Annotated in this window: 24 protein-coding genes and 1 pseudogene; 9 read left to right on the forward strand and 16 right to left on the reverse strand. The window is 30.5% G+C overall.

Annotation, left to right across the window (positions count from 1 at the left end):
• Nucleotides 1-101 precede the first annotated feature (101 nt).
• The gene (locus tag UCYN_RS05710; protein ID WP_012954567.1) at nt 102-971 is read left to right on the forward strand and encodes a shikimate dehydrogenase; all 870 of its coding nucleotides are present in this window, start codon (nt 102-104) and stop codon (nt 969-971) included.
• Nucleotides 972-1083: 112 nt separating this feature from the next.
• Here UCYN_RS05710 and UCYN_RS05715 read toward each other — a convergent pair whose 3' ends face one another.
• From UCYN_RS05715 to UCYN_RS05730, 4 genes are all read right to left on the reverse strand, one after another.
• Nucleotides 1084-2277 (reverse strand): TRC40/GET3/ArsA family transport-energizing ATPase, encoded by a 1194-nt coding sequence (locus tag UCYN_RS05715; RefSeq protein ID WP_041487787.1) that lies wholly within the window; start codon nt 2275-2277, stop codon nt 1084-1086.
• 279 nt (nt 2278-2556) lie between these two features.
• Nucleotides 2557-3339 carry a precorrin-4 C(11)-methyltransferase gene (cobM, locus tag UCYN_RS05720; protein WP_012954569.1) on the reverse strand — a complete coding sequence of 261 codons (783 nt, stop codon included), beginning with the start codon at nt 3337-3339 and terminating at the stop codon, nt 2557-2559.
• Between the two features lie 90 nt (nt 3340-3429).
• Nucleotides 3430-3969, reverse strand: a complete 540-nt coding sequence (locus tag UCYN_RS05725) for a ComEA family DNA-binding protein (protein WP_012954570.1) — start codon at nt 3967-3969, stop codon at nt 3430-3432.
• A 92-nt stretch (nt 3970-4061) separates the two neighbouring features.
• Nucleotides 4062-4511, reverse strand: coding sequence for an NINE protein (locus UCYN_RS05730; protein WP_012954571.1), 450 nt, complete (start codon nt 4509-4511; stop codon nt 4062-4064).
• 262 nt (nt 4512-4773) lie between these two features.
• Here UCYN_RS05730 and UCYN_RS05735 point away from each other — a divergent pair, with 262 nt between their 5' ends.
• Nucleotides 4774-5091 carry a DUF1825 family protein gene (locus tag UCYN_RS05735; protein ID WP_012954572.1) on the forward strand — a complete coding sequence of 106 codons (318 nt, stop codon included), beginning with the start codon at nt 4774-4776 and terminating at the stop codon, nt 5089-5091.
• A gap of 114 nt (nt 5092-5205) precedes the next feature.
• Nucleotides 5206-6390, forward strand: a complete 1185-nt coding sequence (lhgO, locus tag UCYN_RS05740) for an L-2-hydroxyglutarate oxidase (RefSeq protein ID WP_012954573.1) — start codon at nt 5206-5208, stop codon at nt 6388-6390.
• An 86-nt stretch (nt 6391-6476) separates the two neighbouring features.
• On the opposite strand, the gene UCYN_RS05745 is transcribed toward lhgO, so the two are convergent.
• Nucleotides 6477-7094: a flavin prenyltransferase UbiX gene (locus tag UCYN_RS05745; RefSeq protein ID WP_012954574.1), complete on the reverse strand. Its 618-nt coding sequence runs from the start codon at nt 7092-7094 to the stop codon at nt 6477-6479.
• Between the two features lie 610 nt (nt 7095-7704).
• Here UCYN_RS05745 and UCYN_RS05750 point away from each other — a divergent pair.
• Nucleotides 7705-8901 carry a glycosyltransferase gene (locus UCYN_RS05750; RefSeq protein WP_012954575.1) on the forward strand — a complete coding sequence of 399 codons (1197 nt, stop codon included), beginning with the start codon at nt 7705-7707 and terminating at the stop codon, nt 8899-8901.
• Between the two features lie 308 nt (nt 8902-9209).
• Here the strand turns inward: UCYN_RS05750 and dnaG are convergent, their stop codons facing one another.
• From dnaG to pyrF, 6 genes are all read right to left on the reverse strand, one after another.
• Nucleotides 9210-11159: a DNA primase gene (dnaG, locus tag UCYN_RS05755; RefSeq protein ID WP_012954576.1), complete on the reverse strand. Its 1950-nt coding sequence runs from the start codon at nt 11157-11159 to the stop codon at nt 9210-9212.
• 134 nt (nt 11160-11293) lie between these two features.
• Entirely contained in the window at nt 11294-12145 is an 852-nt protein-coding gene (locus UCYN_RS05760) for an energy-coupling factor transporter transmembrane component T family protein (RefSeq protein WP_012954577.1), read from the reverse strand.
• Nucleotides 12135-13859 (reverse strand): ABC transporter ATP-binding protein, encoded by a 1725-nt coding sequence (locus UCYN_RS05765; protein ID WP_012954578.1) that lies wholly within the window; start codon nt 13857-13859, stop codon nt 12135-12137. Before UCYN_RS05765 ends, UCYN_RS05760 begins: the two co-directional genes overlap by 11 nt.
• Nucleotides 13860-13864: 5 nt before the next feature.
• The gene (locus UCYN_RS05770) at nt 13865-14644 is read right to left on the reverse strand and encodes a hypothetical protein (RefSeq protein WP_041487892.1); all 780 of its coding nucleotides are present in this window, start codon (nt 14642-14644) and stop codon (nt 13865-13867) included.
• Between the two features lie 203 nt (nt 14645-14847).
• The gene (locus UCYN_RS05775; protein ID WP_012954580.1) at nt 14848-15465 is read right to left on the reverse strand and encodes a hypothetical protein; all 618 of its coding nucleotides are present in this window, start codon (nt 15463-15465) and stop codon (nt 14848-14850) included.
• Nucleotides 15449-16147, reverse strand: a complete 699-nt coding sequence (pyrF, locus tag UCYN_RS05780; protein ID WP_012954581.1) for an orotidine-5'-phosphate decarboxylase — start codon at nt 16145-16147, stop codon at nt 15449-15451. The genes UCYN_RS05775 and pyrF overlap by 17 nt, the downstream gene beginning before the upstream one ends.
• Before the next feature lie 375 nt (nt 16148-16522).
• Here pyrF and UCYN_RS05785 point away from each other — a divergent pair, with 375 nt between their 5' ends.
• Complete coding sequence (locus UCYN_RS05785; RefSeq protein WP_012954582.1) at nt 16523-16972, forward strand: VOC family protein; 450 nt, start codon at nt 16523-16525, stop codon at nt 16970-16972.
• 96 nt (nt 16973-17068) lie between these two features.
• On the opposite strand, the gene UCYN_RS05790 is transcribed toward UCYN_RS05785, so the two are convergent.
• From UCYN_RS05790 to coxB, 3 genes are all read right to left on the reverse strand, one after another.
• The gene (locus UCYN_RS05790; protein WP_012954583.1) at nt 17069-17656 is read right to left on the reverse strand and encodes a cytochrome c oxidase subunit 3; all 588 of its coding nucleotides are present in this window, start codon (nt 17654-17656) and stop codon (nt 17069-17071) included.
• Nucleotides 17657-17736: 80 nt separating this feature from the next.
• On the reverse strand, nt 17737-19404 hold the full coding sequence (gene ctaD, locus UCYN_RS05795; protein WP_012954584.1) for a cytochrome c oxidase subunit I: 1668 nt from the start codon (nt 19402-19404) through the stop codon (nt 17737-17739).
• Nucleotides 19405-19478: 74 nt separating this feature from the next.
• A complete protein-coding gene (gene coxB / locus UCYN_RS05800) occupies nt 19479-20417 on the reverse strand; it encodes a cytochrome c oxidase subunit II (protein WP_041487788.1) in 939 nt (312 codons plus the stop codon).
• A gap of 318 nt (nt 20418-20735) precedes the next feature.
• Here coxB and UCYN_RS05805 point away from each other — a divergent pair, with 318 nt between their 5' ends.
• The 4 genes and pseudogenes from UCYN_RS05805 (at nt 20736) to UCYN_RS05820 (ending at nt 24783) form a co-directional block, all read left to right on the forward strand.
• The gene (locus tag UCYN_RS05805) at nt 20736-21497 is read left to right on the forward strand and encodes a hypothetical protein (protein WP_012954586.1); all 762 of its coding nucleotides are present in this window, start codon (nt 20736-20738) and stop codon (nt 21495-21497) included.
• A gap of 72 nt (nt 21498-21569) precedes the next feature.
• Nucleotides 21570-22929, forward strand: a pseudogene (gene rlmD, locus UCYN_RS05810) (23S rRNA (uracil(1939)-C(5))-methyltransferase RlmD).
• 225 nt (nt 22930-23154) lie between these two features.
• Nucleotides 23155-23601: an ATP-binding protein gene (locus UCYN_RS05815; protein ID WP_012954588.1), complete on the forward strand. Its 447-nt coding sequence runs from the start codon at nt 23155-23157 to the stop codon at nt 23599-23601.
• Between the two features lie 192 nt (nt 23602-23793).
• Nucleotides 23794-24783, forward strand: a complete 990-nt coding sequence (locus UCYN_RS05820) for an NAD-dependent epimerase (RefSeq protein WP_012954589.1) — start codon at nt 23794-23796, stop codon at nt 24781-24783.
• A gap of 4 nt (nt 24784-24787) precedes the next feature.
• On the opposite strand, the gene UCYN_RS05825 is transcribed toward UCYN_RS05820, so the two are convergent.
• Together UCYN_RS05825 and ndk are read right to left on the reverse strand one after the other, a co-directional pair.
• Nucleotides 24788-25810 (reverse strand): serine hydrolase, encoded by a 1023-nt coding sequence (locus tag UCYN_RS05825; protein WP_012954590.1) that lies wholly within the window; start codon nt 25808-25810, stop codon nt 24788-24790.
• A gap of 433 nt (nt 25811-26243) precedes the next feature.
• Nucleotides 26244-26693 carry a nucleoside-diphosphate kinase gene (gene ndk, locus UCYN_RS05830; protein ID WP_012954591.1) on the reverse strand — a complete coding sequence of 150 codons (450 nt, stop codon included), beginning with the start codon at nt 26691-26693 and terminating at the stop codon, nt 26244-26246.
• Nucleotides 26694-26751: the final 58 nt, after the last annotated feature.

Here is a 26751-nt window from a genome sequence, read left to right on the forward strand (position 1 = left end):
ATAACTTGTTTATCATATAAGATAAAAATATTAAATTACTATATATCTTATTTTCAAGTAACTTTTGTTGTTGCAAATTTCAATTATTTTTTGCAATTTTTATGCATGTAATTACCGGAAAAACTAAGCTTTTAGGAGTTATTGGAGACCCTGTCAAGCATTCTCTTTCTCCAGTTATACATAATACGGTTATTTCTGAATTAGAAGTAGACTATATTTATGTTCCTTTTTCTGTTACTAAAAAACACTTGGATACTGCATTAATAGGACTTGCCAATATAGGAGTAGTTGGTTTTAATGTAACGATTCCCCACAAGCAAGCTATCTTACCTTTACTTTGTAAAATTACCAAAACTGCTCAAATGATAGGAGCAGTAAATACTGTCTGGCACACAGATGAAGGCTGGAATGGTACTAATACAGATATTATTGGTATTCTAGAATCTTTAAAACCATTAAATTGTAATTGGTCAAAGATTAAGCCTATGATTTTAGGATGTGGAGGAGCCGCCAAAGCATCTATTGTTGCTTTGGCAAAGTTAGGATGTACTGACATCATAGTAGTAGGAAGAAGTTATGATAAATTAAAAACCTTCAAAGAGGTTTGGTCAAAGAATAAGTTTTTTGATTCTATAAATATTTATTGTTTTAGTGAGTTATCAAAAATACTACACAAAACTCAATTACTCATTAATGCAACTCCTGTTGGAATGTCTCCTAATATTAATAAATCTCCTATAAATAAAGAGCTTTTAAAAAAGTTACCCAGTAAAGCAATTGTTTATGATCTAATTTATTCCCCAAGTTCAACTATGTTACTTCAGGACGCTCACAACTTGGGATTAGCAACTATGAATGGTTCAACAATGCTAGTTTACCAAGGTGCTGCGTCATTAGAATTATGGCTACAGAGAACAATCCCAATTGATTTAATGCATCGTTCATTGATAGATTACTTGAAAAAAAATTAATCTTCTAATATCAAAATTAACTATTGAGCTCAGTATATTTAGAGTAATAATTTAAGATAAATGTTGATAGATTATCATTTTATTACTCTAATATATTATTTCTAAGTTGTCTTTAATTATGGTTATCAGTCATATTAACGAAAGAGACTTTTAAGTAATCGTTCTCCATTTTAGCTCCTGAAGGATTTAGAGAAGCTAGCGACTGCGGTAGTACTAAGTTGCGCCTATGGTTGCCAATTCTAATATTTAGTTCGTCTCCAGTTTTATTTAGCTGAATTTGTTCTTTCGGAATACCTGGTAAGTATAGCTCTAGACTGTATCTGTCTTCTTCTTTGACTATACGAATAGTATCTTCTTTATAATAGACTTGAGTTGGATCTTCATCCTTATAAAGAATTTCTTTCAATCTTTCTAATGCCTCCATTCCACATAATTCTTCTGAAAATAACGGAACTTCTTTCACAGGTAAAGGATGAAAGTTATCATGAATTTCTTGTTTATAGATACTTTGACTATTTTTCCATTTTTCAAAGAAAGAATCATTGACTGTGTCAGGAATAATTCTATTAGCTATAACTAAATCAGTAGAGACATTATATAAGCTTAAATAAGCATGTGCTCTTAAAGATTCTTTTATCACCATTTTCTCTGGGTTAGTCACCAATCTAACAGAAGTTTGTTTGTTATTTGTTAGGACCTTTTCTAAAGCTTCGATTTGTTCATAGAATTCATAAGGTGCGTCCATAACTTCTTTATTGGGTAGAGAGAATCCTGCAATTGGCTTAAAGAAAGGTTCTACCAAAGGACGTAATGCTACAGATACTCCTTGTAAAGGCTTATAGAATCTTCTCATATACCATCCTCCAACTTCAGGAATACTTAGTAGTCTTAATGCAGTTCCTGTAGGGGCGGAATCAATAATTAAAACATCATATTCACCTTCATCATAATGGCGTTTCATCCTTACTAATCCAAAAATTTCATCCATTCCTGGTAGTATTGCCAATTCTTCTGCTTGAACTCCATCTAAACCTCTAGCTTGTAAAACTTGAGTAATATATCTTTTTACAGCTCCCCAGTTTCCTTCCAATTCCATAAGAGCATCTAATTCTGCTCCCCATAATTTAGGACGAATTGCTACAGGTTTATGCCCTAGCTCTAAATCAAAACTATCAGCCAGAGAATGAGCTGGATCAGTGCTTAAAACTAAAGTTTTATAACCTAATTCAGCACATTTCATACCAGTTGCAGCAGCAACAGAGGTTTTGCCAACTCCTCCTTTACCAGTCATTAGGATTACACGCATAGTTCTTTAAAAATTAACTTGTTTCTTATATTATGAAGTATTTCAAAAGATAATTTATATAGTATCCATAAATATTAGTATTAATATAATTTTTTTAAGTCAAAAGTCGTATATATTATCTCTTGTCATAATTTTAATTCTATAAAAAATTGTACTTTTCTAGAAAATAATTCACTAATGTAGATGAAATAATAATAGAATTAGTACTTTATGTTCTTGAAATGAAAAAAATTAAGCGTTATGGTATATTAACTTCTTTTTCCTTAAGGGTAAAAGTACTTAAATATTTTTTTTCTCAGGCCTAAATAGGTGATTATAGTCAGGATGATATAGCTTTGAACGAGTATCAATATTTTTCTTTAAAGCAGGACTTATAATATATAGAGTTGTACGAACAAGTTTTTCTTTTTGAGTAACTTCTGCCATTTTTTCTAAAGGAACAATTTTAATCACTTCGTCTGGCCAACTCACTCGAAAACATATGGCAACTGGAGTATCAGAAGGATAGTGCTTAAGTAGCTCGATTTGAGACTTTTCTGCGTGACGTGCTGCTAAGTAAAGACATAGACTTGATTGATGAGCAGCTAATTTATCAAGTTTTTCTGAGCTAGGCATTTGTGAAGCAACACCGTCTACTCGAGTCAATATAATTGTTTGAACTAGTTGGGGAATTGTCAACTCTGCGCTAATTTTAGCTGCTGCTGCTTGAAAAGCACTAATACCAGGAATTAACTCAACTTGAATGTTCTCTTTTGAAAGAAGAGTAATTTGCTCATAGATTGCACTATAAAGTGTTAGATCTCCTGAATGAAGACGTACAACGGAATGACCGCTCATAACCCTGTCTTTTATTAATTTCACTATACTTTCTAAAGTTTTATTTCCGGTAGGAATTAACTCTGCATCTTCACGGGCATCTTTCAGAATTTGTTTTGGAACCAGAGAATCTGCATATAAAATAACATTAGCTTTAGTGATTACTTTATATGCTTTTAACGTTAATAAGTCTGGATCACCTGGACCAGCACCAATGAAATAAACAGATGGTTTAGAAGAAGTCATATCTTTATTTTTTTAAATATTTGAAATCCAACTCATAATTCGTCTACCTAAAAATAGACTTTAATACGGAAAATTTGACAATTATCAAAGCTAGAAATATAAATAATGCATAATTTCTGATGCAAGCTTCCCGTTTATTTTTAACTTTTTCTGCAGATCAGCTAAATCTTTAAAATTACCTTTCGTTAATCGATGTTCTACAATCTCTTTTGCCATTAAATCACTGATAGGACTAATTCCTTTAAGTTCTTCTAGCGTTGCAAAATTTATATTGATTCTTTGTGGGATTAACGCACTTTCAGGATCGTAATAAGAAAAAGCTAGAATCTTTTCTAAAGGCTTAAGACGTTGAAGAGGAATTTTTAATGCAGCTGACATATCTTCTACGGATAAAATTTCTACTCCTGAATTAATCAATTCTACTAAGCTACGAGCTTGATGAATTGATATTCCAGGTAGTCTCAATAAATCGTCAACACTAGCTTTGTCAATTTCAATTTTAACTCCTAACTCTGTTGCAATAGATATTTCTTCAAGAGAATTAAAGCGATGATATGGATCATTTTTAATACGTTCTCGAAGACTCTTTTTTTGAGAGTTTAATTTATTAGCTAAAAAAGAAAATATCATAATAAAAAATAATTTGTATTTTAAATATAAATTCTATTTATATTTAATTTTCTATAAAGTATTCTAGATTACATACTTTATAATCAGGAAATCTAATTAATCCTATCTAATAATTGTCGACGTTTTTGCTCAAATTCATAATCAGTGATTAATCCTTCTTCTCTTAATTTGTCTAATTCTCTTAATCCTCCAGATACCATATCAATTTGTAACGGCTCGACTTTCCTGATTTGCTGTTTATCAGAGGCTATACCAAGGGGTTTAGGTTTCACTTTAGCAGGCTCTAAAACAGGTAAATTATTGAACTGATTATTAAATTGCTCCTCCCCTTGTACGAAATACCACATTGCATCAATTGCACATGCAATACTAGGAATAGGAGTATTCCATAATAAAAAGTACATAACTCCCCAAACAGGCTGTCCCAAGTAAAATTTATGTACTCCAGCAATAGGCCAGGGTACTACGGTAGATAGTAAAGCTAGGGTAATACCAACTTTACGGTTTTTGGGTTGAGTAAGTAATTTTTCCAATCGTTGCATTGGGGTCTTGATTTTAAGATTTTTTAAATTTACGATATCATACTATATCATTATTGTGGACGAAATAGATTATTTGAAAGACTTGAGTTTATAAAGTTATTTATTAAATTTATTTACGATACGGTAAACCGTAGTTTCCTATGACTTTCAACTCTTCTACAATGTTAGTATAAAGTACAATAATGATATAAACCAGTATCAACTAGTTAATGTGCAACTATTAATCCAATTGGTTTACGTTTAAATCATAAGGAAAATAAATATGGGATTTTATGATTCGGAAATCGTCCAGAAAGAAGCTAAACAATTATTTGAAGATTATCAATCATTGACGCAATTAGGAAGCGAATATGGAAAGTTTGATCGTAAAGGGAAAAAAATTTTTATTGAGCAAATGGAATCACTTATGGAACGATACAAAATTTTCATGAAACGTTTTGAACTATCTGAAGATTTCATGGCTCAAATAACTATTCAACAGTTAAAAACCCAACTTGGACAGTTTGGAGTAACCCCGCAGCAAATGTTTGATCAAATGAATGTAACCTTGAAAAAGATGAAATCTGAAATAGAAAGCTAGTATCTTTCAAGTAATCAATAACCTTTTAAAAAAGTTTTGAATTATAGATAATAGGCTTTAAAAGTCAAAAGTAGTGTTATCATAATTTCTCGTCTAGATTTCAATTTGAAAATTATGTATGATTTCGTAATTATTGGCGGAGGTATCGTTGGACTTTCCGTCGGTATGAATTTAGGAAAGCGTTTTCCTAATGCATCTATTTTAATTGTAGAAAAAGAAAATAAAATTGCTTCTCATCAAACAGGGCATAATAGCGGAGTAATACATTCTGGAATCTATTACAAACCCAATAGTTTTAAAGCAGAATTTACCCGTAAAGGAAATGAATCAATCGTAGAATTTTGTAAAGCATATGACCTTCCTTATGAAGTATGTGGCAAATTTATTGTTGCTACTAAAGAAAGTGAACTACCATTACTACAAAATTTATATCAACAGGGACTAGAGAATAATCTAGATGTGGAAAAAGCTTCGGCTGAAGAAATTAAAGAACAAGAACCTCATGTAAAGTGCTTAGAGGGTATTAGAGTTCGAAAAGCAGGTATCACTGACTATACAAAAATTTGCCAAAAGTACATGGACTTAATTCAAGAACAAGGTGGTGAATTAAAGCTTAATACAAGAGTGATAGGTATTAAAAATACAGAGAAGAGTAAGGTTTTAGAAACTACACAAGGAACAATAGAAACAAAATTTATGATTAATTGTTCTGGACTATATAGTGACTTTATTACTAGACTAGATGGATTTAAACCTCCGGCTCAAATTATTCCTTTTCGTGGTGAATACTATAAGCTTAAATCTGAAAAAAACTACTTAGTCAATAGTCTTATCTACCCAGTCCCTAATCCTGAATTCCCTTTTCTGGGTGTTCATTTTACTCGTATGATTGATGGTAGTGTACATGCTGGACCTAATGCAGTTTTGAGTCTAAAAAGGGAAGGATATAAAAAAACTGATTTTGATCTTAAAGAATTTTTTGAGATAGTGACCTATAAAGGATTTTGGAAGCTAATTCAAAAACATACAAATGAAGGTATGAAAGAAATTATTCGTTCTTTTAGTAAAATTGCTTTTGTAAAAAGTCTACAGCAGTTAATTCCAGAGGTTACTATAAACGATGTAATTAGCTGTCAAGCTGGAGTAAGGGCACAAGCTCTTAAAGATAATGGTAGTTTAGTAGATGATTTTTTAATTATCCAAAATAAAAACTCACTACATGTTTGCAATGCTCCTTCTCCCGCTGCAACAGCTTCTTTAGAAATTGGTAAGTATATAGTTAATCAAATTTCTTCATGAAAACATTAGGTAATTTGATTAATAAAACATACAGTGTAATAAGCCTTATTTTTGTTTATGGTTTAGTTTTAAACATTAGTTTTTTACTAAATATCAGAATATCCTTTCCAACGATTTATAGGAATACAATCAATATTTAATTGATCTAGCACACGAACTATAACAAAATCTACTAAATCCTCTATAGTTTGAGGTTTATGATACCAAGCTGGAATTGCAGGAACTATTTTTACCCCTACCTCTGCTAAAGTTACTAGATTACGTAGATGTATTAAGCTCAAAGGAGTTTCACGAGGAACTACCACTAGAGGACGTCCCTCTTTTAATTGAACATCAGCTGCTCTTTCTAGTAAATCTGAACTTAACCCTGAAGATAGTTTTGCAATAGTGCTCATACTACAAGGTATGATAATCATGCCTAAAGTATGAAAAGATCCGCTTGCTATACTTGCTCCAATATCTGTCCATCGATGACACTTCAATTCTCCTGCTTTTGCTACTCCTGCCTGATTACGCCAAAATTGTGCTTGCAAATCAGGTTCTATAGGCATTTTAATTTTTTCTTCTGCTTGCCAAACTAAATAAGTAGCCTTAGAAGCTACAATATCAACTGTGTAGTTTGCTTCGAGAAGAAATTTTAAAATACGAACACTATAAATTAAACCAGAAGCTCCGCTAATACCCAAAATCAATGGTTTTCTCACTCAATTAACCTTTCTAATTTAAAATCTTACCGATCAACACTTCTCTTCTTTTTTTTACTTTTAACAAAACATTTTTTGTATCTTCTTTCATACTATACTTTTTATTCTTTAAAAAAATTTAAAGAATATATAGTTTTTTAGATAGTAATAAAATTATATCGTATTGACTTCAATATATTGTCATGACAATAAAAACAAATATGAGTAACTGTCGTTATTGATTGAAAAATTTAGTTTGAATTACAAAACTTAAGATATACGTTTTAGTAGATTTAAGAGTAATATTACAACATATACTTTGTAGTTATTATTTGCAGGATGTAATGCTTGTAAGAGTAAAAATCACGTATATTTTTAGATATTTAAGTTATAAATTATTGTGCTTAATTGATTTTTTTATAATCTATTTTTTTACCAAAATATAATATCCTATTTCATCTTAATAAAAAATATTATCTTTAATTTAAAGATGTATAAAATTTTTATCAAAATTATAATTTTTCTGTTTTATTTTATGTCAATATTAATCTTTATAGAAAGATTTATGGTAGATTTATATGGGACAGATCCAATACGATAACAAAAAACGAATTTTTATAGTTAACGACTAATGAATAAATCTCTATTACCTGTTCCTTCAGGTATTTTTAAGATTTTAGATCTTTCAGGAAATGATAATAATAATAAAGAAAATTCTCTTGAATTTTCTTTGGTACTGCCTACTTATAACGAAGCAGAAAATATTCAAAATATTATTAAGATTTTAAGTAATTTACTAGATAAAGTTGCACCTAATAACTACGAATTAATAGTAGTTGATGATGATAGCCCAGATCATACTTGGCAAGTAGCTTTACAATTAACATCTAATTATCCCCACTTACGTGTTATGCGTAGAATACGTGAGAAAGGTCTTTCTACTGCAGTTATACGAGGATGGCAAGCAGCTAAAGGAGAAATCTTAGGAGTTATTGATGCTGATCTACAACATCCTCCAGAAGTGTTACTAAAACTTCTTCAGGACATGAAAAGTGGTGCAGATCTTGCAGTTGCCAGTAGACATGTTGAAGGGGGTGGAGTTAGTGAATGGAGCGTAGCTCGTCGATTTTTATCTCGAGGTGCACAAATGTTAGGTCTGATGCTATTACCTGAAGTAATAGGTCGCCTTTCTGATCCTATGAGTGGTTATTTTATGGTACGACGCAAATCTATCATTGATAAAGCTCTAAATCCTGTGGGTTATAAAATCTTAATTGAAGTTACAGCAAGAGGGAAAATAAATTGGTTATCTGAAAGAGGTTATGTTTTTAGAGAACGTCAAATCGGGGAAAGTAAAGTTACTTGGAAACAATACATTCAGTATCTTCAACATCTTGTAAGACTTCGTTTATCTCTATCAACACGTTTTTTTCAATTTTGCTTAGTAGGATTAGGTGGAATGATCGTAGACATGGGTATTTTATATATGTTAAGCGATAATAACACTCTAGGATTACCTTTAACTCGTAGTAAAATTGTTGCTGCAGAGTTAGCAATTATTAATAATTTTATATGGAATGATTTCTGGACGTTTAGAGATATTACTTATTTGCAACCAGGCAAACGTTTGAGAATTAGAAGATTTGTAAAATTTAATATTATTTGTTTAACAGGTTTAACCTTAAACATTTTTTTACTAAACTTGTTTTTTAATACATTTAACTTTAATCGTTATTTTGCTAATTTTTTTGCAATTATTGGTGTAACTTTATGGAATTTTTGGTTTAATTTAAAATTAAGTTGGAGAGTTACTGAGACAGATAAATAAATTACAGTTTTATTAGCCATATCTATTAATTAAAAGTGCAATAGTATTTAGTGAAAATATATCCCACATATATAATTTTGATAGGAAAAATTTACTTTCAATATTAACGATATTTTCTAAATGATTAATTCTTAATATTGCTCAATAATTTTATTCTTATTTCTTATACTAGAAAGTCAAAAGTTGGAAATTTTTTATCCAAATCATTTTTAAACCTTTAGTCAATACTTAAACTTATAGTAATGATTAAATATTTCACTATTTTGCTAATTAAGTATATGTTAATGAAAAGGTTAATTCAATTTAAATTAATTTGCACTATCTTTGATATTTAACTGTGAACAACTCTGCAATGACTGTAACAGTAATATTTTTTGTTTACTCGCAATATATTCATTTAAATAATATTCAAAATTAACTAAGTCTTTGTTTTTATCAATCATTTGATATTTGGTTTTACAATAATAACAGTATTTTTTTAAACTAGCTTTTTCAAGGAATATTAGAGATGCTTTTATGATTAAGTCTAAGCGTTCAATGTCATTATCTTCATGTTGTTCTAGTTCACTAAAATTTAATATTTGATTAATACATATTTCAGTTAGAGATGAATCCCAAATAGTTTCTTGAAGTTTATAAATGAGCTGGTACTTATCTATTTTTTCATCATACTGATGGTTATCTTCAAATTCTAATATTTCCGCCCATATTACACGATGTTCTTGCACACTGAAAAATAAGTTTTTAGACTCAAGATCTTTGGATATTTGAGAACGATATTCAGGATAACGAAGATAAACTTTTAATAAATTATTCTCTGCTTCTTTCAATAATTGATCTTCAAGAAGTATATTTACTTTTGTAAACTTTCCGGATTTTTCATTGTTGGTCTGTTTAGCTATTGGCTTAGCCAGTTGCAACTGAAAATTTTTAAGATATATTGGAATTAGTCTTGCATCCCCCTGCGACAAAACTTCCGAACAGTGTCTAATATAGTATTCTCGCTTATTATAATCAGACAGTTTAGACAGTAAATCTATCATTTCTTTCACAATTTTTTCAAAATGGTCAGCCCTTTTTAAATCTTTATTTAATAAAATTTGTTGAATTTGCCAACTAAACCATAATGGAGCATTGCTGATTAATTCATAATATTGCTCTGTACTATTTTGATTAAATTGTATAAATTCATCAGCATCTTTTCCATTAGGAAGATTTAAAATTTTTAACTGAACTTGTCCTGAATAGACTAAAGATTCTATTTCAGTGATCATCCTTTGTGTAGCTTTAATTCCTGCATTATCAGCATCAAAGTTAAAAACAATTTGTTTTGAATCTGTATATCTCAATAACTTTCTAAGCTGAGCTTTACTAAAAGTAGTACCTAATGAAGCTACTGTATTGTTGATACCTGCCTCATGAAGTGAAATTACATCAAAATATCCTTCAACAACAATAGCTTGATCTAAATTGCGTATATTTTTATAAGATTGGTCTAAAGCAAATAGAATTTTACTTTTACTAAAGAGAGCAGTCTCAGGAGAATTTAAATATTTTGGTTCCTGATTATTTAGACTTCTTCCTCCAAAAGCAACAATACGTCCTTGAACATCCTTGATAGGAATCATTATTCGTCCACGGAACGTATCATAATAACCGTTACCCTTATTTCTTCGCTTAATCATTCCTGTTTGTTCAAGAAGATCAGTAGAATATTTTTTATATTCTACCAAATAAGAATATAAGGTTTCCCAGCCTTCTGGAGAATATCCTATATTAAATTTTGATATGGTTTCTAATTTTAATCGTCTTTTATTAATTAGATAATCTAAAGCTTGGGTTCCTGATGGCTCATGTAGCAAATGTTCATAGTAATTTGCTGATGTTGCTAAAATTTCATAAAGCTGGTCTTGAAGGGAAATTTTTTCTTGTAATGTTTTAGTATTTTCTGATTCTAACTCTTTAATAGGAATTTTATATTGCTTAGCTAATTCAAGTACAACTTGATGAAAAGGTTCTTTTTTAAGTTCCATTAAAAATTTAATAGCATTACCCCCTGCTCCACATCCAAAACAATAAAATAACTGTTTGTCAGGATTAACTGAAAAACTAGGAGTTTTTTCATTATGAAAAGGACATAGGCCGACGTAATTTTTCCCTCTTTTTTTTAATACAACATGCTCAGAAATAACTTCATATATATTAGCTCTTTCTTTAATTTCTTCTAAAGTATCAGAGGGTATACGTAAAAAGCTCATAAAAATTAATAATGAAATTTTGTTAGGTTATTTATTTAAGTTAGGAACTTAGCTCAAACATCTTTAGTAGATATGTACAAAAGATATATTTATTAAGTAAAACATTATTAATGAAATAATAAATTAAAGTATTATTAATTACTATTCACTAACCAAGAAAATTCACCAATTCCATACCAAAAATATACAAATATAACGGACATTAAAAAGGTTATCAAAAAGCTTATAGTTAGGTAATCAAAATTATTGAATGATGATTCATGTAAATAAGTTCTGTTAGAGCTCCCCGAAAATGATTTAGATTGCAATACAATTTCTATTTGATTCGTTTTAGCCATGGAATTGAGAATTAGAGACACAGCAAGATTTAAGTAAATTATAGCTTTTTTTTTAAAGCTAACTTTATTTAAAGCCAACCCTCTTAACTTCTGAGCTTCTAAGATAGATTGTATTTCTTCAACTAAGAGGGGGAAGAATCTCAAGGTAGAGGAAAAAATAAAAACAATCTTATATGGTATTTTCATTTTTACCATTCCTATAACCATGTCGTTGACATCAGTAGTAAAAATCCCTAATGGAATTATTAAAACCATATTTAAGGTCTTAAATATTATGTTAAGTCCATAAAGTATACCTTCATAATTCATTGTCAGCCCTCCAATCCAGAACCAGCTACTAGGTAAAATAAAAATAGGAGTTAAATCATTTATATTTAACAAGACTTTTATCTGATCAATATAAAAAAATCCTGTAACAATTAATATAAAGGAGTGAAAAGGTATCATGAACATAAATATTTTTTTAAAATAATTTAGCTGTATTCCAGCTAAAATACAACCATATCCGATAACTAAACTTAATAAACCCTCAGTAAAAGGGCTTTCCCAAAGGAATGTAATTATAGTAACAACTATAATCATCAATAATTTGGTTCTAAAATCTAAGTAAGTAAAAAACGATTTTTTATTAACTGTTTCAAATTTCATGATAATTAAAGCAATCTACTATTTCATCAGGTGTTAAAGCAAGATATTTATTGTCTATATTTCGATTTATTTCTTGCATCAAGAAAACTGCTTGAGGCGGAAAAAGATAAGTAGACTTTAATAGTTCTAGGTCATGATAGGCTTCATTGATGGAAGTATCTAGTATAATTTTCCCTTCTTTCATAAGAATAACCCTCTCAGCATAGTTTGACATCAGATACAGATGATGGGTTATGACTATAATAGTTTTTCCGGCTTCATGTAATTTACGAGTAATATCCAGGATTGAACAAGCACCTTTGTAATCTTGACCAGTTGTAGGTTCATCAAAAATAATTATTTCTGGTTCCATAGCTAAAATTGCAGCAATAACGATTCGTGCACGATCACCTTTAGCTAATGAAAAAGGATGAGATTGAAGAAACCCTAGTAAACCAAGTTCTTCTAAGATTACATAAACTTTATTTTTAATTTGACTTTTATCATAACCTAAATCATTTAAGGCAAAAGCTACTTCATCTTCTACTGTCATGTTGAAAATTTGGTTGTCAGGATTTTGTCCTACATATCCAATAATTTTAGATATATCACTGATAGATAAAATTTTCGCATTCTTGTTTTTTATTTGTACAGTTCCCTGTGTGGGTTGTAAAAGATTTAAGAAATGCTTAACTAAAGTACTTTTTCCTGAGCCATTTTGACCAGCAATTAAAACATACTCTCCTGAAAAAATATCAAGAGATACTTGATTTAATGCCTTTAACTTATTCTTATAATAATAAGTTAAATCTTTTGCAGATAATAAGCGTACTAAATTTTTTTTGAGTGTTTTATGATTTTTTTTGACAGTAGTTGGTATTGTAATATTGCTTTTTATCTTTTTTAAGATTCTAATTCCTTGTTCCAACGTAACAGGAATTTTAGATAAATTAATTCCTTTCGCTTTAATATCGTAGAATATTTTAGCTACTTGTGGAGGACGTAGATCGTGAGACTCTATTAAAGGAATTTTTGTATATATCTCTTGTGGAGATCCTATCTCAATTATTTCTCCATGAGATAGCAAAGCTAAGCGATCGCTAAACTGAGCCATTTCTTCTGATGCATGAGATACCATTACAATTGTTATTCCTAATTCTTTATTCAATTCTTTAACAACAGAAAAAACTTCTTGAGAACCTACGGGATCAAGCTGTGAAGTTGGTTCATCTAGTATTAATAGTTTCGGCTTTAAAGCAATTGCTGCAGCAATTGCCAAACGTTGTTTTTGTCCCCCTGATAATTCCTGAGGGTGTTTGTTTTCCATCCCTTCTAATCTAACTGCCGTTAAAGCAGATGAAATACAAGTGATAATTTCTTCACGCTTAATACATAAATTTTCTAATGCAAATGCTATTTCATTAATAACTGAAGTTGATACTAACTGAGTTTCTGGATCCTCAAAGACAGAACCTATATAGCGAGATAAATAGCTTACTGGATATTTTAGAGTGTCTAATCCTGCTACTTTGATATATCCGAAAAAGCGTCCCCCATAAAACTGTGGAATTATTCCATTTAGTGTTAGACATAATGTTGTTTTTCCGGATCCGGTAGGACCTATAATTCCTAAAAACTCTCCTTTCTGAATATTTAAAGAAATATTTTTAAGGACGGGTTTTGTCGAATTAGGATAAACATAAGAAACCTTATCTAAACTGGCTATTATTTCCATAATGGTTAATAGATTGCTGATTGAGGTTTAACAATACTGATAGCTCGTAATCCATAAATGACACGAATACCTATAAAAGTTCCCACTAAAGAACGAACTAAATTTTCTAAAGGCATTACTGGAATCAAAAATACCCAAACTTTTTCTGGCCAATTAAATATAGTGTAGGTAATAAAGACTTGGCTTAAATGATACATACCACTAATTGTCCAGCTTCCAAAAAATAAACCTAGTGACAATAAATATAAATTCTTGCTGTGAATCCAACTTGCAAACAAAGTACGAGTAGGTAAAACGAAAAATAATAGTCCTGACCAGTCAATTAAAGAACCTTTAATAATTATAGAGATCGGAACTCCATTATTGAATGCACGAAACATATAGAAAAATAAAATAATAATGAAGAAGACCGCCATGCCGATCCACCAATATCGACGGTGCTTTCCAATAGTCATAGTACCTGCTGCGAAACTACTGATTATTGCCCCAAAAATAGAAACAGGAGGTATTCCTGCAGTATGTGGAGCTAGAAAGACACCCATCAAAGTTCCTATCCCGCTGGCCATTGCGCCACCAAATGGTCCTAAGATCCAACCCAAAAGAGGGAATATACCTTGACTTAGAGGGAAAATTCCTCCAGCTCCGATAGTAATGGAAAAAGGAATAAAATTTAAAACTGTTACAACCGCAGACATTACCATTATGTGGTTTATTGGAGTTCCATCTAAGGAAGCGCTTCCAAGAGATTTTACTTCTCGTTCTTCGCCCTGAAGTTCTTCTTCCATAACGTTTAGTGCATATGAATTTTTGGCTTGAGAGTTTTTATCCATATCCACTGAAAAGATAAAAAATTATAATATCAAAAACTTATTGAAATAAATAATAAGATAATTGTTTCATTTAATCTCTTAATGCGCATTATAACTGATAGATAATAATTATCTTATTATTTATAGCCAAAATAGGTTTAGTAATAAAAAATGTATTGCTATAAAGTACCAACACGACAATCTCTTAGCCACAAGCGAATTCCTTGGCCAACTGCACTATTAATAGAATTTCGAGAAGGTAATGATAATCCATTACTATTATCTATATGAGCTAGTTTTGAAGAAAGAGATATCAATCTCCAGCTATCAGCTTCTTTAGATAAAAATATTCGATAATGATTTTGTAAACGAAAAACTTCTTTATTACTATAATGCCGTTCTAAGGTGGTAAAAAATGCTTGCTTTGTATTATTTGGAAGTAAAGATTTATACTGAGAGCTTCTTAACGGAAGAGCTTTTAGTTCTGGCTTCCCTGCTAAGATAATATAACTATATGTATTTATTTGATTACTCCTTCTTGATTTTTGGGCTACACGATTTGCATAACTAGGCAAGTCGTGTAGCAATTGTGTCATAAGGACCTCAAAACTTCTTGGACAGTTTTTTTTAACTGAATTAATAGATAAATACTTGTTGTTTTTCGCACTGTATAAATGATCAGAGTTTTGTACTGTCGTAATAGCATAGCCATTAGGCATACAAATTACATGAAAAACACTAATAATACCTAAAAAATAGGATTTTAATATAAATAAAGTTTTAAATTGTGATGTCATTAATAATACGGTTCCATGCTTCAATTGGATTATCTGCCATGGTTATTGGACGCCCAATAACCAAATAATCTGCACCTGCTTCTAGAGCTTGTTTAGGTTGCATTATTCTTTTTTGATCTTTAACTTGAGACCAAGAAGGTCTTACCCCTGGACAAACTAATATGAAGTTTTCTCCACATAATTGTCTGATTTGAGAAACTTCATGAGGAGAACATACTGCTCCATCAATACCTAATTTTTGTGCTAATAAAGCCATGTGCAGAGCATATTGTTCTAATTCTACTGAAATTTTCAGATCACAATTCAATTCTTTTGAATTTAAACTTGTAAGAAGCGTTACCGCTAAGATTTTGGTTGTAGAAGAACTAGAAGCAATAGCTTTGGCCGCAGCCTCCATCGCCTTTTGCCCAGCAGCTGCATGAATAGTTATTAAATCTACACCATGATTACTAGCAGATTTGCATGCTCCAGCGATAGTGTTGGGAATATCGTGAAATTTTAAATCTAAAAAAATTTTTTTTTGTCTATCCTTAAGTAAACTAAATATCTCTGGTCCCAGAGCAACAAATGCTTCTAGTCCCACCTTCCAAAAACTTACTTGAGGTAGTTTGTCTAGAAGATTAACTACAGCTTTCTTGTCAGAGACATCTAATGGAACAATTATTTGATTAGTAGAGAACATTGGTAAAAGGATAAGATTATTGAATTTTATTAAATGTAAAAGTTGGTTTCATAAAAATCTATTGCTAAAAATTGTTGTTTATACGTAAAACAACGTATAGAAGCATAACAAAATTAACAATGATCTAATATATTATCTTTAATTTGGTTCTTATTAGTATATTTCTCTTATGTAGATATATTTTTTTATAAACGTAACCAAAATGTAGGCAATATTCCTGATCTGTGATACGAATCAATAGTATTTGCTTAGTTTCAACTATGGTTGAGGTATTTCACATTTCTAATGATCGATATTTTTCTATATAGTTATTTTATGATTTATGATAATCATATAAGAGAACTAGCTTGAGAATTATTTTTTTATAAAATTAATATGCATCATGTATCTATTCATACAGCTAACATCCATAAAGCAATAGCTTTTTATCAGATTCTAGGTTTCACTATTCAGACCCGTTTTGTTATAGGCTACACTTTGGCTTGTTGGATGGAAGGATTGGGAGGAAGGATTGAACTAATTGAAATTCCTGAGCCTAAAAAAAAATTAAACATTTTTTATGATAATAGTCATGTTGGTTATTATCATATATCTTTTGATTTAACTCATCATACTTCAGGGCTTTCTGTATGGCTGAGTAAATTAAAAATCAACTTTTCTAAATATGAATATGCTCAAGAAAACCTTGATGATTCTTCGTTCCCTATTATTTTACTTGAACCTAAAGAACAGGTTATTGGCGATAAACTTTATGAAATAGCTTTTATTCAAGATCAAGATGGACTGCCTTTAGAATTTATTCGAATTTTAAAGAATAATATTTAGTTTAACTACTTCTGATGCATTAAAAATATAGTAAAAATCCTATCAAATGATTTTCTGCTTAAACAAAAAATCATTTGATAGGATTTTGAATGATTTTTAGAGTAAGTAAACTAATACAAAAAGAATAATCCAAACTACATCGACAAAATGCCAATAAATCTCTGCTGCTTCAACACCAAAATGAGATTCACTTGTATAGTGCCCTTCTTTAGAAGAACGCCATAAAACTGCTAATATCATAAAAAGTCCGAAGGATACATGCAGCCCATGAAAACCCGTTAAAACATAAAAACAGCTAGCAAATAAATTTGTAGTTAATCCCATCTCCAAGTGGAAATACTCATACATTTGACCTGCTAGGAATACAAAACCCATTAGAGCTGTTACTCCAAACCAAAGTTTTAATCCAGAAACATCGTTCCTTTTGATAGCTGCTTTCCCTTTATGCATAACGAAACTACTAGAAACTAAGATAAGAGTATTAATTCCTGGTAATAGTAGTTCCAGCTCTGGTGTTCCTGTGGGTGGCCAAATAGGCATTATAGTTTTATAAACTATAAATGCACTAAATAATCCTAGAAAGATAGAACTTTCCGCTATTAAAAATAGGACTAGACCGAATAATCTATGATCATGATGAACATGAGTCGTTTCATGAGATTTTTGAATCGCTGAACCTTGCATAACAAATTAAATATTGAAATAATTTAATGAAAAGTATGAACAAAATAGACTATCTTTTATTGGAAAGATAGAAATACGACTTACTTAGAGTTAGAACTCGTTTCAGTAGGGGTATCTCCAAAAACCTTTTCAAAATCAAATTCTTCAGAATTTAAACCGTAATCGTACGGTCCTGCCCATAGGACAGGTTTTCCATCAAAATTTTCAATTGCGGGAGGAGATGATGTTTGCCACTCTAAAGTATATGCTCTCCAAGGATTTCGGCTAACTTTTTCACCACTAGCTAAACTTAGGAATATATTTATAACGAAAGGTAAGGTTGACAGACCAAGTATATAAGCTCCTATAGTAGCAATTTCATTTAAAGGCTGAAATTGAATATCGTATAATGCAATACGACGATTCATTCCTAATAGTCCTAATTCATGCATAGGCATAAATGATACATTCAAGCCTATGAATAATAAAAGAAAATGAGCTTTTCCAAGAAATTCATTGAACATCCTTCCCGTCATTTTTGGGAACCAATGATAGAAGCCTGCAAATAAACCCATAGATGCTCCTCCAAAAAGAACATAATGGAAATGAGCTACTACAAAATAGGTATCATGAACGTGAATGTCAAAAGGTACTGCAGATAACATTACTCCGGTCAAGCCACCTAACGTAAAAATAGTAAGAAAACCAAATCCAAAAAGGAAAGGAGTATTTAAGTTTATTTTGCCTCCCCAAATTGTTGCACACCAGCCAAATACTTTAATGCCTGTAGGAATAGCGATCAACATTGTAGCGGCCATGAAAAACATCCTTAACCATCCAGGTATACCACTAGTAAACATGTGGTGAGCCCAAACAATCAAACCAAGAAAACTAATTCCTAAACTGGAATAAGCAATAGCTCGATAGCCAAAAATAGGTTTTCTTACATGTACAGGTAAAACATCAGAAATAACTCCAAAAAAGGGCAAAATCATAATGTAAACTGCCGGATGTGAATAGAACCAAAACATATGTTGATAAAGTACCGGATCCCCGCCACCTGCAGGGTTAAAAAAGCTGGTTCCAGCAATCAGATCAAAAGATAAAAGAACCAATGCTGCAGCCAACACAGGAGTAGATAATAAAATCAAAGTCGAAGTTGCTAGCATAGACCAACAAAACAATGGCATGCTATGCAGATCCATTTCTTTGATTCGCATTTTTAATATAGTAGTTAGAAAATTTATAGATCCTAAAATTGAAGAAGTTCCTATTAGAAGAACACTTAAGATCCAAATTTCTTCGCCCCATATTCCACTAACTAAGCTTAAAGGTGGATAAGAAGTCCATCCAGCTTGTGCAGCTCCTCCGTCAACAAAAAAGCTTAATAGTAACAAAATACCTCCTGGTGGTGTTAACCAAAAGGCTAATGCATTAAGCGTAGGAAAAGCCATATCTTCAGTCCCTATCATTAAGGGAATTAGATAATTAGCAAAAGCTGCCCCAGCTGGTACGATCCATAAAAAGATCATAATCGTACCATGCATAGTTAAAACTTGGTTGTACAAGAAGGGAGTTATAAAGTCAGGTTCAGGAGTAGCTAATTCTGTTCTAAGAACCTCTGCAAGAGCTCCACCTATGAAATAAAAAAGAAATGATGTAACTAGGTACTGAATTCCAATAACCTTATGGTCTGTACAAAAGGTAAAGTAATCGGTCCATTTCCTTTGTTGATGTTGTGTTTTGGTTGATTCGATGATGGTTGTCATAGAATTTTAATCAATAAATTAAGCTAAGCTTAGATAAAGGATTACAAATAAAATTCCGAGTTAAGATTTTAATCTTAAGAATCCTGATGAGAATAATTATGAGTTAACTCAGCTACAGTATCTTTTTCTGTATCCATATTCTCAATATAAGAAGTTAGGAATTTTTCATTAGAAGAACTATCGTCAACAGTTAAAGTTTTTTCAAGATATGCTTCTTGAACGGGTTGATTGGATTTTATCCATTCTTCATAAGAATCTTGATCTTCAACATGAAGAACAGACTTCATACCCCCATGGTAAGGACCACACAACTCTGCACAAACAATAGGATAATCCCCTTTAAGAGAAGGAATAAAAGAAATAATACTTTGACGTCCTGGAATAGTATCTTGTTTTAAACGCAGCTGAGGTACCCAAAAAGCATGAAGTACATCTTTAGCAGTCATATTAAGTTGAACTGGCTGATTATTAGGAACATGAAGCTCACCAGAAACAATACCTGTTTCTGGATATGTAAATAGCCAAGCATATTGCATGGCTTGAACATTCACTTGTAAAGCCTCTTTCCCAAATGACTTTCCAATCCCCAAGGCTATTTGATCATCGTTATTATCTATTGCTATTTGTTGAGGAGGAACATTTCTACTATTGACGGGATCTAGTCCTCCAAGCTTGTTATAAGTTTGAAAACTGTAAAAAGCAAGGATGAAAACAATCACCGTAGGAATAGCTGTCCATACTATTTCTAAGGCAACATTTCCTTCTATATGAGGCCCATCGCTAGTGTCTCCTTTTTTACGACGAAATTTGATAAGACTATAAACTAAGGCACCTTCTACTATAAGAAAAAGTCCTGTAGCGATAGTCATCATAAAGTTAAATAATTTATCCACTTCTTTTGCATTTTCAGAAGCGGCTACTGGCATCAATCCATGATTCTGACCATACCAGAGGCTGATTAATGTGATAAGAACACCAGCTATAAGGGTGATAATACTACGTTGGATGTTCACGGCTATTAAATAAATTAGACGATTACCTATTTAATAACATTAAAGCTAAGTCTTAAAAAAAAATTAGTTTTTTATAACAGTTTTATTAAATCTTTTTTTTTCTTTAGGATCTAACTAAGTAATGACCCATATGATTTAGGAAGATACAACTAAAAACAAATGCTAAATTTTTTAGACCTGGAGAAATCATAAGATAGAATCAAGAGGTTAAACTTATATTTAATAATTATAAGAAATTTTAGCAATAGCTAATTTAGCTTAAAATATAAATTAATTACTTTGAAATATTTTTTGTTTATTGACTTTATGATTTAGGATATGGAAACCAAACAAGACAGATTGAACTTAATTACTAACGTTACTGGAGAACCTTATCAACCAGTTAGGCTTTATTACAACATATCTAATAAAGAATCAGTTTTAAATATTTTTCGTAAGTTACAATGCCTAGAATTTCATTCTCCAAGTGATCGTTGGTATTGGTTTTATTCCGAAGAAGCAAAAAAAATAAGATTTGAAAAATCTTACAATAAAATTTCTAAAGAAAATGGCAATATTTCTTTGGGATATTTTATTTTTCTTGATAATGAGAAAATGATTTTGGAAGTTCGTTCTTTCGAACGAGTACTAGCAGCAATAAGTTTTTTTAAAACTAGGCTTAATTGGCGTATTGCAGAACCAGTGAAATTACGCCTAGTCAACAAATTATCTAGTTGTTCAGTTGACGAGAATCCGAAGCCTCCTAGTTCTTTTGCCGATTTTTTTGATCAAGATAATAATGTTGTTGTACACGACCCTGAAGGTTTAACAAAAGAAATAGAACTTATAAGCAGTCAATATGCGACTGAAATAGAGAAGAACGAAGCAATAACTAGCTATATGGAAAATAAATCTAAATATCCTCTATCTGAAATTGAAGAAATTCCCGTTAATATTCATGGTCATGGATTATCAATTTTGGAAATGGCATTAAAAATGAGACAAATTGAAGCTTGGGAGCATTGGGAAGGAAATAAAAGTTTTACTCAGTATGATTTAATCCAAAAAATACTAAAACATGTTCCGGAACATACTTCTTGAAAAATGATAAAAAATTAATGTTTCATTATTATTTTGTTTAATACCAAATTGTAAAAATTATAGTTTATGTATATGAATCAACAGAATAATAATCTTATAAAACTAAATATAGTTGATATAAATAACGATGGAGAGGGAGTAGGCAAGTTCGAAGGAAAAACTATTTTTGTCCCTAATACAGTTACTGGAGATGTTGTTTTAGTACAACTAAATTTTATTAAACAAAAATACGCGTACGGAAAAATAAAAAAAATTATTCACTCTTCTCCCTACAGAATTCGTCCAAGTTGCATTGTTGCAGATAAATGTGGTGGTTGCCAGTGGCAACATATATCTCCTGAATATCAGCTTTATATTAAACAAAATAAAATTATTCAATCTCTACAAAGAATAGGCAGATTTAAAGATGTCTTCGTTTTACCAATTTTGTCATCTTCACAAATATTTGGTTATCGAAACAAAGCTACTTATCCTTTAGGCTACTCAAAATTTGGAAATGTAAATGCAGGATATTATCAGCGTTATAGTCATAAACTAATCAACCTTAACCAATGCCCAATACAGGATTCTCGTTTAAACTCTTTTCTGGCTGAGATTAAAGTAGACATAGAAAAGCAAGGATGGAGTATTTACAATGAGAAAACTTATCAAGGACATCTGCGTCATCTAGCTTTGCGTATTGGTCAAAACAGTGGCGAAGTTTTGCTAACTCTCATTAGTACCACTGGTAATATTACGAAAATTAAAGAACAAGCAAAATTGTGGTTAGAAAGATATCCAAACTTAGTTGGAGTTTTAGTCAATAAAAATTCTGAAAAAAATAATAAAATTTTTGGGAATCAAACTTTTAGTATTGTTGGAAAACCTTTCTTAAAAGAAAGGTTTTTCAACATTGATTTTAAATTAAGACCTGATACTTTTTTTCAAGTTAACGCTCAAAGTGCAGAGACATTATTACATTCTTTATTAGATAACCTAATACTAACTGGCAAAGAAAAAATAGTTGATGCTTACTGTGGAATTGGTACCTTCACCTTGCCTCTCGCGAAAAGAATTAGCCACGCTATTGGAATCGAAATTAGTCATGATTCTATCGAACAAGCCAAAGCTAATGCTGAATTAAATAACATAAACAATGTAGAGTTTTATCAAGGTGCAGTGAAAGATATATTGCCCACATTAAATATTTTTCCTGATATTGTTTTACTAGACCCTCCACGAAAAGGTTGCGATGATAGTGTTATAGAAACATTAAGAGAAATTTGTCCCCCTTTGATAATTTATATAAGTTGTCAGCCTTCAACACTAGCTCGTGATTTGAAGAAGATATGTTATCAGAATTTATATAAAATCTTATGGGTCCAGCCAGTTGACTTTTTTCCCTCAGACATCTCATCTAGAGTCAATTGTAGCAATTAGACGTATAATTTAATATGGTGTTACATTAAACAAAATTAGCTAAATAATATTTCTCATTGATAACAATTTATTATTAGATTTATTGCTCGAAAAATTAGTAAAATGAAGTTAGATAAAGTAAGTAACTATTGAGAGAGAATTACAATTAGTTAAAGGTTAGATTCGTAATATATTATTTAAGAGGTAACAGTACATGGTTGCTATTTCCCTACCATCAATAAAGCGATATAGCCGTACGATGACTTTTACATCAACATTATATTTATTTCCAGTTCTTGATTTGTTGTTAACTGAAGTCCCGGATGAATTGAAACCAGAAATAAGGCTAGGTTTGCAAGAAGCACTTGTTAATGCTGCAAAACATGGAAATAAACTGGATCCATCAAAATCTATTATTGTTCAATTTTTTGTTAACGACAACGATGGATATTCGTGGATCATATCTGATCAAGGAGTAGGATTTACCTCTTGTAATAATCATAAAAATCCTACCAAGAAAAAATTTCCTCCTGATGATTCTGAAAATGGTAGAGGTTTTTATGTACTGAATGAAATTTTTGATCATGTCTATTGGGATCAAAAGAGAACTCAGCTAAAATTGTCTAAACAAGTTAAAAAAGTCAAAATAACGATTTTCTCTTTTTTGACGTTATTTCTAAGTAGCTTCAAGTCGAAAATTTATTAACTTAGCTTCAAAAATATACAACTATTAATATAAATAAACAATATGCAATCTATATTGAAGATTAAATTTTTATAATCCAATGTTTATTAATTAATATTTAAGAATAAATTATCTAAAAATCAATCTTAATTCATTATATTCATACGTTACAATAAAATGATATTAAATTTAAAGATAAATAAAACTAGTTAAGTGGCAAAGATATTAGTAACAGGAGCGGCTGGTTTCATTGGATTTCATTTAAGTCAATATCTCTTAAAAAATAATAATACTATTATTGGTATTGATAACTTAAATTCTTATTATGAAATTTCACTTAAAAAAGCGCGTCTCGATCAACTTAAAACTGAAAAAAAATTTACTTTTTGTCTAGTAGACATAGCTGATCAAAAGCATATTTCTCAAATATTTACTGAACATCAATTTGATTATGTAATTCATTTAGCTGCTCAAGCTGGTGTCCGTTATTCTATAGAAAACCCATATACTTATGTAGATAGTAATTTAACTGGTTTTATTAATATTCTAGAAGGATGTCGTCATGGGAATATTAAGCATTTAGTATATGCATCATCCAGTTCTGTATATGGAGCAAATAAAAAAATTCCTTTTTCCATTTCAGATAATGTCGATCACCCCTTAAGCTTATACGCAGCCACAAAAAAGGCTAATGAATTGATGGCATATACATATAGTCATCTATATAATATTCCTACAACAGGGCTACGTTTTTTCACAGTTTATGGTCCTTGGGGAAGACCAGATATGGCGTACTTTTTATTTACAAAATCAATACTGTCAGGTCAACCTATCAATGTTTTCAATCAAGGCAATATGAAGAGAGATTTCACATATATTGAAGACATTGTTGAAGGAATTGCAAAAGTTATAGATAGGATTCCTATGAGTTCTAAAACTAATGGATTAGAATCGCAAGTACCTCATAAACTTTATAATATTGGTAATAATAAACCAGTCAATCTTGAATACTTTATTGAAGTACTAGAAGAATGCTTAGGATGTAAGGCCGTTAAGAACTACTTGCCAATGCAGCCAGGAGACGTACCGATAACTTATGCAGATATAGATGATTTAGAAAAGGATATAGGATTTAAACCTAATACTGACTTAAGAGTGGGTTTAGAAAAATTTGTAAGTTGGTATCAGGAATATTATATGTAAATAATTAATGGTATTTAAAATATTGATAAATAGTTTTAGAAAAATTTTGAATTAATTCTCTACCAGCAGGATCATCATAATCTCTTTCTACAAAAATTGCTCCAATATAACGTCTCCCTGTAGGCATATCAATGATACCTGCATCTGCGATAATAGTACCAATGTCTCCAGTTTTATGAGCAATACTTGCATTTCTTTCTAATCCTTTTGGCAATAAAGTTTTTGTTTTTGTCTCTCTCATAATATTCAAAAAGCGATCACGCGATCTTAAGCTAATTAGATTTCCTTTTTCTATTTTTAACAAGAGTTTAGCTAAATCTTCAGGACTAGTTCTATTTGTACCATCTAAATCTGGCAAAGAATTATTAATAACTGTTTGCCTCATTCCCCACTTTTTAAAACGTTCATTTAGAAACAATTTTCCACCGATTTGTCTTATTAGTAACTCAGTAGCTGTATTATCACTAATAATAATCATTTTTCTGGCGATTTCCAAAGCAGTGAATTGTTTTCCTGTCTCCATATATTGCATATTCCCTGAACCACCAACAATTATCTCTTTATCCATAGTGATCATTTGATCAAGAGATATATCTCCGGCATCAACCTTTTCAAAAAAAGCTACTAAGATAGGAATTTTAATAGTACTAGCTGCAGCTATGGATTTAGTACCATTAAAATTTACATAGGTATTACTATCTAGGTCAAGAAACCATGCTTTAGGCTCAACATTTGGGTATTTTGTATTAATACTTTCTAATTGCTTTTTAAGATTGATCAACTCTCTTGCAGCAAATTTTTTAGTGTCACTATTAAGGAACTTTTCACGAAAAAGTAAATTATTATTGAAATATGTTGTCGAATAAGAAGAGGTTCTATATTTAGAATTTAAAACAGGAAGTATCACACCTGTAGTTATTACAATACCTACCCCTATAATACTAAAGCGTATAGCGTATATAGCAATTTTGCTTAATTCTTTGAAAGAAATTTTTGTAAGTAATTTACGGTATTTTAAATTATTCATAAAAACTTTTTTAGCTTGTAACTTAATAAAATAATTATATTCGTATTCAGTTAAGTCATTAAATTAAAATCTATAAGTTGTTTAATTTAAGTTAAAAATCTTATATATTTAAGAAACTTATATTAAATAATTTAAAATTTTATAAAGAACTAATTTTCAACTCACATAAGCAAAATTTAAGACTTGTATAGATTAATTACTAGTATGATTTTTAAATTTAACATTAGCAATGTAGCCTAATTATAGCGTCGCTTATTAAAAATAAATGAGTTAAGCGTTAACTAAAAATTACTTAGATCAAAAAATAAAATATATTTAATTATTATATTAAAAACACAAACATTAATTGAATAAATATGATTGAAGCCCATATTGAAAATGGGCCCAATTATTAATTGGTTAATTTTAAATTAAAAACTAAACACAAAAATCTTTACTCACATAACCAACTCTTTAATGTGGGTTCCCAACTAATTAACTCTTGTTCATTAAACCAGAGATTTATTTCCCCTTTAGCAGTTTCAATAGCATCAGAACCGTGAATTAAATTACGGCCCACATTTATACCAAAGTCTCCACGAATAGTTCCTGAATCAGCTTCTAATGGATTCGTGGCTCCAATTATTTTTCTGGAAGATGCGACGACCCCTTCACCTTCCCATACCATCGCCACAACAGGAGAAGAGCATATGAATTGAACTAAGTCTTTAAAAAAAGGACGCTCTTTATGAATACCATAATGCTCCTCTGCTAGTTCTTTATTAACTGACATTAATTTTAATCCTAGCAAAGTGAATCCTTTAAGTTCAAAACGACTTATGATTTCGCTGACTAATTTTCTCTGTACACCATCAGGTTTGATCATAATAAATGTACGTTCCATTCAGTTACTCCTTTAAATCAAATAAAAATAATAATTGTTCCTTAAAATTCTATAGTAA

The organism is Candidatus Atelocyanobacterium thalassa isolate ALOHA, assembly GCF_000025125.1.
Lineage (GTDB): Bacteria > Cyanobacteriota > Cyanobacteriia > Cyanobacteriales > Microcystaceae > Atelocyanobacterium > Atelocyanobacterium thalassae.